Source organism: Parageobacillus caldoxylosilyticus NBRC 107762, from assembly GCF_000632715.1.
Lineage (GTDB): Bacteria > Bacillota > Bacilli > Bacillales > Anoxybacillaceae > Saccharococcus > Saccharococcus caldoxylosilyticus.
The window spans coordinates 1-10,534 of sequence record NZ_BAWO01000085.1 but is presented as its reverse complement, the minus strand read 5'-3'; the positions used below and the strand labels follow the sequence as shown (position 1 = coordinate 10,534).

At 42.3% G+C, this 10,534-nt stretch carries 13 protein-coding genes; 3 read left to right on the top strand and 10 right to left on the bottom strand.

The features are described from left to right. Window positions 1-357: 357 nt before the first annotated feature. Complete coding sequence (locus GCA01S_RS17950; RefSeq protein ID WP_255212306.1) at window positions 358-699, top strand: DUF6141 family protein; 342 nt, start codon at window positions 358-360, stop codon at window positions 697-699. Next, the gene (locus GCA01S_RS21140; protein WP_244404618.1) at window positions 696-836 is read left to right on the top strand and encodes a hypothetical protein; all 141 of its coding nucleotides are present in this window, start codon (window positions 696-698) and stop codon (window positions 834-836) included. The genes GCA01S_RS17950 and GCA01S_RS21140 overlap by 4 nt, the downstream gene beginning before the upstream one ends. A gap of 60 nt (window positions 837-896) precedes the next feature. On the opposite strand, the gene GCA01S_RS17945 is transcribed toward GCA01S_RS21140, so the two are convergent. From GCA01S_RS17945 to GCA01S_RS17935, 4 genes are all read right to left on the bottom strand, one after another. Continuing rightward, entirely contained in the window at window positions 897-1,757 is an 861-nt protein-coding gene (locus tag GCA01S_RS17945) for a VOC family protein (RefSeq protein ID WP_042412103.1), read from the bottom strand. Window positions 1,758-1,823: 66 nt separating this feature from the next. After that, complete coding sequence (locus GCA01S_RS19715; RefSeq protein WP_071997977.1) at window positions 1,824-2,030, bottom strand: NAD(P)H-binding protein; 207 nt, start codon at window positions 2,028-2,030, stop codon at window positions 1,824-1,826. Between the two features lie 90 nt (window positions 2,031-2,120). Next, window positions 2,121-2,561, bottom strand: coding sequence for an Rrf2 family transcriptional regulator (locus GCA01S_RS17940; protein ID WP_042412101.1), 441 nt, complete (start codon window positions 2,559-2,561; stop codon window positions 2,121-2,123). Between the two features lie 193 nt (window positions 2,562-2,754). Continuing rightward, complete coding sequence (locus GCA01S_RS17935) at window positions 2,755-3,117, bottom strand: VOC family protein (RefSeq protein ID WP_017436650.1); 363 nt, start codon at window positions 3,115-3,117, stop codon at window positions 2,755-2,757. Between the two features lie 370 nt (window positions 3,118-3,487). Here GCA01S_RS17935 and cdr point away from each other — a divergent pair, with 370 nt between their 5' ends. Further along, window positions 3,488-5,140 carry a CoA-disulfide reductase gene (gene cdr, locus GCA01S_RS17930; RefSeq protein ID WP_042412098.1) on the top strand — a complete coding sequence of 551 codons (1,653 nt, stop codon included), beginning with the start codon at window positions 3,488-3,490 and terminating at the stop codon, window positions 5,138-5,140. A gap of 235 nt (window positions 5,141-5,375) precedes the next feature. Here cdr and ybaK read toward each other — a convergent pair whose 3' ends face one another. The 6 genes from ybaK to GCA01S_RS17900 all read right to left on the bottom strand — a co-directional run bounded on the left by ybaK (window position 5,376) and on the right by GCA01S_RS17900 (window position 10,501). Then, window positions 5,376-5,852, bottom strand: coding sequence for a Cys-tRNA(Pro) deacylase (gene ybaK, locus GCA01S_RS17925; RefSeq protein WP_042412097.1), 477 nt, complete (start codon window positions 5,850-5,852; stop codon window positions 5,376-5,378). Window positions 5,853-6,217: 365 nt separating this feature from the next. Beyond that, a complete protein-coding gene (locus tag GCA01S_RS17920) occupies window positions 6,218-7,171 on the bottom strand; it encodes an LLM class oxidoreductase (RefSeq protein ID WP_042412095.1) in 954 nt (317 codons plus the stop codon). A gap of 288 nt (window positions 7,172-7,459) precedes the next feature. After that, window positions 7,460-7,762 carry an ArsR/SmtB family transcription factor gene (locus tag GCA01S_RS17915; RefSeq protein ID WP_017436646.1) on the bottom strand — a complete coding sequence of 101 codons (303 nt, stop codon included), beginning with the start codon at window positions 7,760-7,762 and terminating at the stop codon, window positions 7,460-7,462. 296 nt (window positions 7,763-8,058) lie between these two features. After that, the gene (locus GCA01S_RS17910) at window positions 8,059-9,099 is read right to left on the bottom strand and encodes a zinc-dependent alcohol dehydrogenase family protein (protein ID WP_042412094.1); all 1,041 of its coding nucleotides are present in this window, start codon (window positions 9,097-9,099) and stop codon (window positions 8,059-8,061) included. Between the two features lie 214 nt (window positions 9,100-9,313). Further along, window positions 9,314-9,604, bottom strand: a complete 291-nt coding sequence (locus GCA01S_RS17905; RefSeq protein WP_017436644.1) for a hypothetical protein — start codon at window positions 9,602-9,604, stop codon at window positions 9,314-9,316. A 114-nt stretch (window positions 9,605-9,718) separates the two neighbouring features. Next, window positions 9,719-10,501, bottom strand: coding sequence for a sulfite exporter TauE/SafE family protein (locus GCA01S_RS17900; protein WP_042412092.1), 783 nt, complete (start codon window positions 10,499-10,501; stop codon window positions 9,719-9,721). Window positions 10,502-10,534: the final 33 nt, after the last annotated feature.

Here is a 10,534-nt window from a genome sequence, read left to right as displayed (position 1 = left end):
TCAATTCTTCTTCATCTCCTTTTTACATGAGGAAGGGGGAGATGATTTTTTATCATCAGACAGGAGACGATGGAAAAGATGGAGAACATCCACCTCTCCACACCGAATAACAGGAGATATTTAATTTATAGATGTTTAACAAACTGCTTATACCTCCGTGTACGCGGCCAATGCCGCGCGTTTTCTCTCGGTCGCAGACTAGCCGCCATTCGGCCACGGAACCCTAGAAAACTTTTTATCCTATTGCTCGTGATTATTGTAACATTTCCGATTGCCACCAGCAAATAAAAGGGGTTATTTATGTTCTTGAAGAATATGATAATTAAAGGAAGGGACAAGAAAGGAGGAGCAATAGTCATGCGTGAAGTGCAGCATCCGCCTTGGTATGTGAACACGCTTGTCCTTATTGCCGCCGCTGTTATGTGGTACGGATTTATCCAGCAAATCATATTTGGGATCCCATTTGGCGCAAAGCCGGCAAGCGATACGGAAATGTGGGGCTTGTTTCTGTTGTTCGGCATTTGTTTTCCCCTCTTCTTTCTGTCGCTGAAACTAGTCATAAAAACGGAAAAAGAAGGGCTTGTCATTCGTTTTTTCCATTTCGCTCCCGTGTTATTCCATATCAACAAATTAAAAACGCTCAAGTCCAGCCTTATCATCCTATGTCTTACGGCGGCTGGGGAATTCGCTGGAGCTTGAAAAAAGGCCGTGCTTACACGATGAAAGGAAAGAAGGGAATATGGATCGAGCTGACGGACGGAGACGGTTTGTACCTTGGCTCGCAAAAGCCGGAAGAACTTGCGAAATATATACAAAGAGAGTGTTTGCACCGCTAACAGGTGCACACTCTCTTTTTGTATTTCATCCAATCTGCTTCATAGAAAAAGCGCATAAAACTATTGCTGAATGATCAGCTCGATTTCGTTGCCAAACGGATCGCTCGTCAATATGCTATTTTCGTTTCGTCGCACCGATGCACCGATATGTTGCAGCCGTTTTGCTACCTTCTGCCGTTCTGTTTCATCTGGAAGCACAATGGAAAATACACGTAGTCCCACGGCATTCACTGGCGGTTTTGGCGCCCCGACTCCGGCCCATGTGTTCAGTCCGATATGGTGATGATAGCCGCCCGCGGATACGAACAAAGCGTGCATTCCCATGCGGATCGTCGGTTCAAAGCCTAGCCCTTGCACATAAAAATCATAAGCTTCATCTATGTGGGCGACGTGGAGGTGGATATGGCCAATCCGTGTTTGCTTTGGAAGCCCCGACCACGCTTCCGTGCCTGCTTGCGCAAGCAAATCTTCTATATCCAGCGGCTCCGTTACCGCTTTATATTCTCCATTTGGCGTCTTCTCCCACTTTTCCATCGGCCGATCGGCGTATATTTCAATGCCGTTTCCGTCCGGATCAGCTAAATAGACCGCCTCGCTGAACAAGTGATCGGATGCTCCCTGCAGCGGATAACCGGTCTGTAATAAATGGAGCAGCGACTGGGCGAGGCTCTTTCTGTCGGGAACTAAAATCGCGACATGATAAAGTCCCGTTGTCCGTGGCGGCTTCGGCACCACATCCGCTTTTTCCTCGAGCACCGCTAACGGGGTAACCCCATCCACGGTTAATACCGCTTCATTTTGATTTTGCTTTAATAGACGAAAGCCAATGATTTCTGTATAGAAAGGAACCGACCGTTCCAAATTAGATACGATAAGATGCACATGTCCGATCGTTGTTTTTGGATGAATAATATCGCTCATCATAATAACCTCCATCTTTAGTAGCCAACGGTAAACCGCATTCGACTGAAGCGCGGATTTTCGGCTTCATCGAGGATTGCTACCGCAAAATCTTCCTCCGAAATCCGGCTTTCGCCGTTTACATCGACTACAAGTTTTATTTTCGTTAAAAATATCGCCGACAACAGCATGCAATCGTTCATGTTCTGTATTCAAACGCGACGGATCACGGACAATCGCTGTTACCTCATGTCCTCTTGACAAAGCTTCCGCTAAAATGCGCTGACCAATCATTCCAGCGGCGCCAAACGATCAATTTTCATCATTGTTTAATGTGAAGGAAATACTGTTGTAACAACCATGGTTACAACTAGTTTAAAAAAATTAAGGACGATTCGCTTCGATTTTTTGCGCTAATGCCGTCACAATATCGTGCAGGCGTATTTCCCGCAAAACGTTTTCCATTGCCTCTTGCGCACGAAGCAATATTACTTCCAGAACCGCTTGAATATTCGCCCCTACCGGACATTTCGGATTTGGATGTTCATGAATTTGAAACAACTCTCCCCCTTCTACTACTTCGGCCGCCCGATAAATGTCAAGCAGGGTAATCTCTTGCGTATCCTTCGTAAGAAACGCTCCCCCCGTCCCCGGGCGGACTTGAACAAATCCTGCTTTTTTTAGCTGCCCGATTACGCGTCGGACAACGACCGGATTCGTATTAACGCTTCCGGCAATCCATTCCGATGTACAGTGCGCGTTTTTTTCCAATGCTAATAAAGCTAAAATGTGGACTGCAACAGTAAAACGGCTGCTAATTTTCATCATGCTCCTCCTCTTGTAACCATTGTAGTTACAACATGACATAAAGTCAATATTAGAAAATGAACCTTTCCTCCTAAATAAGGTTTTTGGTTCAACCAATGAAAATAACACAGCCTAGTAGTTCTCAGCTGCCATAATAAAAATACTCCCATGATTATGGCAGTATAGCAAAAAAACAATATAAAACAATTCTCTAGCCTTTTAGAATGAATTCATTTCCATCGTTATCCTTGAATTGTACAAATGTGCCCCATTGCATTTTTTGCGGTTCTCCTAAAAATTCCACACCTTTCGCTTTCATCGTTTCATATGTACCTAGCACATCATCGCACTCAAACACAATAGACGGCTTTCTTTCATTCCAATCTTTCATCATTGATTTTGGATAAATGACCAATGCTGTTTGTGCCCCTTTTGGAGCTACTTCCAGCCAAAAAGCATTCGGCCCCATTGGATGCTCAGCGACCACTTCAAACCCTGCTTTTTCTGTCCAAAACTCTTTCGCTTTTTGCTGGTCTTCTACATAAATAGCAACAGTTGCAATGCGTTTAATCATCGAGTTTCCTCCTCTATAAATTCAAAGATGTCTTATTTTGTCCATTTTGTAATGGTATCATATTTTTGTCTTTTGCGTACTCATTTTCAGCGAAAAAAAGAGCCTTCATTTTTCATTATGAGCTCGGATATTTCCCCATGCAAGTCAATCGCCGCTTCCATTGATTGCGTAAAATCATTCTTACGTACTACAGTATATGAAATAAATGTGAACATCATTGACAAAAACAATAACTATCTTTAATATACCGTATAGGGTATATATTTAAAGAATCAATCAATACAAAAACAGATACGACCTTTCACACTTGCAATAATAGCCATCTATATGTAAATGCAACTTCGCAACCAAATAATGGAGGGGAATGTTCATGAGCAAAATTGTGATTGTCGGCGGGGTAGCAGGGGGAGCTACCGCAGCAGCCCGTTTACGCCGATTAAGCGAAAAATACCAAATTATTATGTTTGAAAGAGGCGAATACATTTCGTTTGCCAACTGCGGCCTGCCTTATTATATCGGTGAAGTCATTACAGATAGAAACAAACTATTAGTCCAAACGGTTGAAGGAATGGCGAAGCGTTTTCGTATTGATGTTCGCAATTTAAGCGAAGTCACAGCGATTCATCGTGACCGTAAAACCGTTACAGTCAAAAATATCCGCACTGGCGAAGAATACGAAGAAACATACGATAAGTTAATTTTGTCGCCTGGCGCAAAGCCGATGATACCGCCAATTCCTGGAATTCATGAAGCCAACGCGTTATTTACGCTTCGCAATCTATCTGATACAGATAAAATAAAAGCGTATATCGATCGCAAAAAACCAAAAAGCGCCGTAGTCATCGGCGGAGGGTTCATCGGTGTCGAGGTGGCAGAAAACTTAGTCAAACGCGGGGTAAACGTAACGCTTGTGGAAATGGCGAATCAAGTATTGGCACCGATTGACTATGAGATGGCTTCAATTGTTCACGCGCATATGCAAGAAAATGGAATAAATTTGATTTTGGAAGATGGCGTGAAAGCTTTTGAAGACAACGGTCGACGTATTATTCTAAATAGCGGCCGAACGCTTGAAACCGATATGATTATTTTGGCTATCGGGGTGCAGCCAGAAAGCCAATTAGCGAAAAACGCCGGACTTGAGCTTGGGGTGCGCGGCACCATCAAAGTCAATGAATATTTGCAAACATCGGATCCGAACATTTACGCCATCGGCGATGCTATTGAAGTAAAAAACTACATTCACGGTTTTGCGACGTTCGTCCCTCTTGCATGGCCGGCGAACCGCCAAGGCCGTCTGGTAGCGGACCATATTCACGGAATCGATGTGAAATACAATGGCACATTAGGAACCGCCATCGTGAAAATTTTCGGATTAACCGTTGCAGCAACAGGAAATAATGAAAAAACCTTAAAACAACTCGGCATTCCATATGAAGTTGTCCATGTTCATCCGATGAGCCATGCGAGCTATTATCCAAATGCAACCCAAATGACATTGAAATTGATTTTTGACAAAGAAACAGGCCAAATTTATGGTGCGCAAGCCGTTGGAAAAGACGGCGTCGACAAACGTATTGATGTCATCGCAACCGCTATTAAAGGCGGCTTAACGGTTCGTGATTTACCGGATTTAGAACTCGCCTACGCACCGCCGTTTTCTTCCGCAAAAGATCCGGTGAATATGGCGGGTTACGTCGCTTCGAACATCCTCGATGGAATGGTGGAAACCGTGCAATGGCATGAAATTGATGAAATCATTGCAAACGGAGGCACGCTCATCGACGTTCGTACACCAAAAGAAGCCGCACGTGGAACCATCCATGGTGCTATCAATATTCCGCTTGATGAACTGCGCGAACGTTTAGCGGAACTTCCGAAAGACAAAACCATTTACGTAACATGTCAAGTCGGCTTGCGTGGATATTTAGCGACACGAATTTTGCGCGACAACGGTTTCCGCGCGAAAAATTTAGATGGCGGCTATAAATTGTATTCTTCCGTATTTGGCACAAAACACTAATGTTTAAAGATATGCCGCCGGAAGACGTAAAAAAATAATAATGAACCACTCCCACCCTCATTCCATGAAGAGGTGGGAGTTTCTTATTATCTTTATCGAAGAAGTTTTTGCATAGAAAATTGGAACGCCTATTCGTTTTTATACAACAAAACTTCCGATTCATCTTCCTCTTCCCTTCATTTAGAAAAAGGAGACTTTTCGGGAAAAATGGTAAACAGTCAGCGGTTTTAGGCGTTTATTTTACCACTTCATGAAACGTAGCTTCTGTTATGCTTTGCAAATCTTTCACGCTAAGTTCAATTAACACACCGATTTTGCCGCCGCTAACGATGATATGCTCAAATTGAGAAGCACTGGAATCGATAAAGGTCGGATAATGTTTTATCATCCCTATCGGTGAACACCCACCACGAATATAGCCCGTCAACTTTTGGATCTCTTTCATCGGCGCCAATGCGACATTTTTCTCTCCTGTTATTTTCGCGGCTTTTTTTAAATCCAGTTCCGATTCTACGGGGATGACAAACACATAAATATTTCCGCTGTTTCCCTGTGTTACTAATGTTTTATATACCAATTGAGGGTCTTTTCCAATTTTTTGGGCAACAGATATGCCGTCAATTCTTCCATCCTGACTGTCGTAGGTCATTACATTGTAAGGAATCACTTTTTGATCAAGAACACGCATGGCGTTGGTTTTTTCTTTCGCCAATTTTCTTCCCTCCAGTTCGTTTCAACAGTAAAATGCCGGATGATGTTTGCCGTTGCCTTTATGTCCTGTACCATCTTCATCTTTCTTCATGATCGAACTACTGCAATCCCTGAATGCTTGCTGCTATTCTCCCGTGTAATTTTTGAGTTGCCATAAAATTTTAAGAGACTTTATTCGTCAAATTCAGACCAGTGCACTAACGAACAATGGCCATCACAGAAAACAATCCAAGGACCGGCGATTCCGATCTCAAAGTTCGTTAGAACGGAATAGCCTGAGCCCTTCATAACGAACCAAGTGTGCGTTGACGATTCAATACGTTCGTGCGCCGAATCCTTCTTCTCCAACATGTTTCATTCACTAAATCACTTTTTCCCGGTTAATGCCGGAAAGTGCGGAACAACTTCTTCCCCTAATTCTTCAATCACTTCTTCAACAGGGCGATGGCCATATTTTAAGTTGATAATCACGTGATTGACACCAATATTTTTAAGACTTTCAAGGAATTCAATGAGTATATTGCGCCCGGCTCGGAACCCTAGATGAATAGGGATTGGCGGATGATTTGGGTCCTCCGTCAAATCTACATATAAGGATTGAGTGAACGGTTTAAACTGATCGGTATGAGAACGCCAATTTTTAATCAGTTCCGCTTGGAATCTCAAGTTTCGAGGATAATACATCCAACCATCACCGTTTTCGGCAATCCATTCTATGGACTGAGAGCTGTGACCGGTTACCAGCACCGGAATGTCCGACAAGCGCGGTTTTGGCAGAAGGTCCCCGCTCGACATATGAACTCGTGGCGTTTGGATTACCGGAAAATTCTCCTTCCACGCTTTTTTCATTACCAACACGGCTTCTTGAAACAGGGCACTGCGCTGTTCAGAATCAACGGAAAACGCTGGAAATTCTATCGGGCGATCCCCGGTCGCCACCCCGAGAATCAAACGTTCACCAGATAGTCTGTCAACCGAAGCCGCTGCTTTGGCAACATGCAAAGGATGACGCAAGGTAAGAATAATACTTGCAGTTCCCAAAGCAATCTTTTCTGTATGGGCGGCTATATATCCTAAATAGACCCAAGGATCATAAATTTGACCCACATCACCAAAATAAGGATCATGTAACGGAACATCCCTGACAAACAACGCAGCAAAATTGAGTTCTTCTGCTCTTTTTGCCAGTTTCATTTGCTTTTCCATGTCCATTTCTGGAATGCTGCCTTCGTATGATTCTATAGGAAAGAACAACCCGAGAGTGAGATGGTTTTCCTTAAACATGCGTGAATATCCTTTGTGGTTTTCAAACCGGTTCATTATCGCTCCCCCACATCTGCATTCTTTTTGACAGTTCTGCCTATCTTTGAAATGATGCTCTTGTATGATTCCATTAGGAAAAAACAACCTGAGAGTCAGACGGTATGCATGAATGTTATGTTTACCAAAATGGTTCATCATTATTCCTGTTTAATCTGTTTTTATAAATATCTAGAATTATCGATATAGTACGCAAAAATAAAAGTGAAATCTATATTTATAAATATCCAAAACTATAGAGATATAATACAATAAATAAAAAGGATTCAAGGCTAAAATCGATTTGGTCTATAAATCTCTAGATAACAATTCGATCAATTTTTTGATGTTCTCCTCATTTCTTTTATAATAAGTCCATTGCCCGACTCGCTTTGCTTTTATCAGTCCAGCATTTTGCAGCATAGATAGGTAAAGGGACACTGTAGATTGTGACAATCCAACTTTTTTATGGATGTCGCTCACGCAAACTCCATCTTCGTGTATATCGCCATGTTGCGGTTTTGGAAAGTGGATTTCAGGATTTTTCAGCCACTGTACGATCTGCAGCCTCGTTTCATTGGACAAGGCTTTAAACACTTCTAAAAGTTCCATTGCTACCTCCAAGTTCGCCCATTAATCGTATTCTTATATTACATAACTGTGCTTGATTAAATCAACCAACATCCATTCAAACCGATTCCTTAGTTAGAATAAGAATGCGCAACCAAACCAGCCCATCAAGGAAGTTCATTTATGAACAGATTAACATATCGCCAAGAAATCTACAACATCTACCCCTGGTGATAACAGGCGCTAAGTCGAGCAATTAGAAAAAAAACCCGTATCATTGTATAATATGATACAGGTTCTAATGATCAAGAATTGATTTTTTGGAATATAAAGAAAACCTAGTCGTTGGAAATAATTACCTTTAATGCCCTTTCTTTCGCCGCATTTCCAAATATTTCATAAGCTTTCATAATATCGGAAAAGGCAAAGCGATGTGTAATTAATTGTTCCGGTTTCAATTTTTTCGACTGCACCGTTTTTAATAACATCGGTGTAGAAGTCGTATTGACAAGACCGGTTGTCAATGTAATGTTGCGTATCCATAATTGTTCAATACGAAAGTCGACGCTTTTTCCATGAACACCGATATTGGCTATATGGCCGCCTGGTTTTATAATGTCTTGGCAAATGTCAAATGTTACAGGAATTCCGACGGCTTCCATCGCGACATCTACACCTTTTCCGTCGGTTAATTCCATAATTTTTTCCACTGCCTTACCGTCAGCGCTATTCACCACTTGAGTGGCACCAAATTTTTTCGCAACTTCTAAGCGGTTATCGTCTAAATCCACCATAATGATCTCTGCAGGTGAATAAAATTGAGCTGTTAATAGCGCTGCCATACCTACAGGACCAGCTCCGATAATGGCAACTGTTTGTCCGGGCTGAACTTTACCGTTTAACACGCCAATTTCAAATCCTGTCGGAAGAATGTCACTAAGCATGACAAGCGCCTCTTCATCTACACCTTCCGGAATTGGATAGAGGCTATTGTCTGCGTATGGAATTCGTACATACTCGGCTTGCGTTCCATCAATTAAGTGTCCTAAGATCCATCCTCCATCTTCACAGTGAGCATACAACCCTTTTTTGCAATTTTCGCATTTTCCGCAGGAGGTAATACAAGAAATCAGCACTCTATCGCCTTTTTTAAAATTTTTTACGGCTGATCCAACTTCTTCAATAATCCCTACACCTTCATGGCCTAAAATCCGGCCTTCTTTTACGGTCGGGACATCTCCTTTAAGAATATGCAAATCCGTTCCGCAAATTGTTGTTTTTGTAATTTTAACAATTACATCTGTCTCTTTTTCGATTTGCGGTTTTGGCTTGTCCATTACTTCTTTTTTTCCTGGTCCTAGATATGTAAGGGCTTTCAAATTTGGCTCCTCCTTAAAAATTTTGAATCTTCCCAACTCCTACCTTACAGTAAAAAAACTTGTGTCAAGTTTTCGTCAAAATCGTGTCAAGATTGTGTCGAAGATTTTTTCTGTCTAGGCTTTCCTCTTTGTGTATCTCCTCCCTAAACGAAAGGAAACACACTTTTTTCGGCCAATATTTTGCTCATGGATAGGCAAGGAAATCCTCGCCTATTCACACTGGGTCATTGTCCACGTTACTGTAAGATTCAATCGCTTGATCGAGCGCCCGATACGCTTCGGCAAAAGCGTTCGTCGCCGACTCATCACCCGCATTGACAAGCTGTGCTTGCGCGTTTTTCGCGTGGGTGACAGCCCGAATGACATCTTCAATCATTTGTTGTTTGTCACCTGCCGTCGCCTTTAACTGCTCAAGTTCACGGAGAGATTGATCCAAATCATAGGCGCCCGGTTGGTCAAACGATTGTTCCAGCTTTTCTTTGACACGTTGCAATACTTCTTTCATCCATGCCCACCTTCCTGATTATTTTATCATCAGCTAGTGTGGGCAGTTTGAAACAAACTATGCATGAAAATGAAATGATGGAAATAAAACGCGATTCATACTTGCATAGACAAATTATAAAATATCAGCCCAAATTTTTACGGCCGTCGCTAAAATTAACCCTGCTAAAATAACTTGCAATATTTTTGTGTTCATTTTTTGCCCCATTTTTGCTCCTAAAGGAGAGGCGATTAAGCTGGCAACAACCATGATGATGGAAGGAATCAGTTCCACTTGACCCGTTGTGATTTTTCCAAACGCCGAACCAATGGATGAAATAAACGTAATCGCCAGCGAAGAGGCAATCGTCATTCGTGTTGGAATCTTTAACACAACAAGCATAATCGGCACTAGCAAAAACGCTCCCGCTGCGCCAACGATCCCTGAACCAATCCCAATGACAAGCGCTAATGCAGCGGCCAGCCATTTGTTAAAAGTCACTTGATCGCTTGGAATATCGTCAATGCCTCTTTTCGGAACAAACATCATGACAGCAGCCAATGCGGCGAGAATACCATACACGACATTAATCGTTCCTTCGCTCATCATTTTCGAACCGAACCCGCCAAGAAAACTGCCGATTAAAATACTAATCCCCATATAAAGAATTAACGTTTTATTTAAATAACCGCTTTTTCGATATGCCCAAACACCGCTAATCGTCGCAAATAACACTTCGACTGCACTAATTCCTGACACTTCACGGGCGCTAAACGAAGCAAGCCCAAATAGCGGCGGAAGATAAAGCAGCATCGGATATTTAATAATGGCCCCTCCAATGCCAACCATGCCAGAAATAAACGAACCGATAAAGCCAATGAGGAAAATCACGATGATGAAATTCAACGTCACTTCCATCAATACATTACCCCTTTTGACTTTTCGAAAACT

Coding starts and splice junctions, on each gene's coding strand:
- GCA01S_RS17950 (WP_255212306.1), top strand. CDS start 358: ATGCGTGAAGTGCAGCATCCGCCTTGGTATGTGAACACGCTTGTCCTT.
- GCA01S_RS17945 (WP_042412103.1), bottom strand. CDS start 1,757: ATGAGCGATATTATTCATCCAAAAACAACGATCGGACATGTGCATCTT.
- GCA01S_RS19715 (WP_071997977.1), bottom strand. CDS start 2,030: ATGATTGGTCAGCGCATTTTAGCGGAAGCTTTGTCAAGAGGACATGAG.
- GCA01S_RS17940 (WP_042412101.1), bottom strand. CDS start 2,561: ATGAAAATTAGCAGCCGTTTTACTGTTGCAGTCCACATTTTAGCTTTA.
- GCA01S_RS17935 (WP_017436650.1), bottom strand. CDS start 3,117: ATGATTAAACGCATTGCAACTGTTGCTATTTATGTAGAAGACCAGCAA.
- cdr (WP_042412098.1), top strand. CDS start 3,488: ATGAGCAAAATTGTGATTGTCGGCGGGGTAGCAGGGGGAGCTACCGCA.
- GCA01S_RS17920 (WP_042412095.1), bottom strand. CDS start 7,171: ATGAACCGGTTTGAAAACCACAAAGGATATTCACGCATGTTTAAGGAA.
- GCA01S_RS17915 (WP_017436646.1), bottom strand. CDS start 7,762: ATGGAACTTTTAGAAGTGTTTAAAGCCTTGTCCAATGAAACGAGGCTG.
- GCA01S_RS17905 (WP_017436644.1), bottom strand. CDS start 9,604: ATGAAAGAAGTATTGCAACGTGTCAAAGAAAAGCTGGAACAATCGTTT.
- GCA01S_RS17900 (WP_042412092.1), bottom strand. CDS start 10,501: ATGGAAGTGACGTTGAATTTCATCATCGTGATTTTCCTCATTGGCTTT.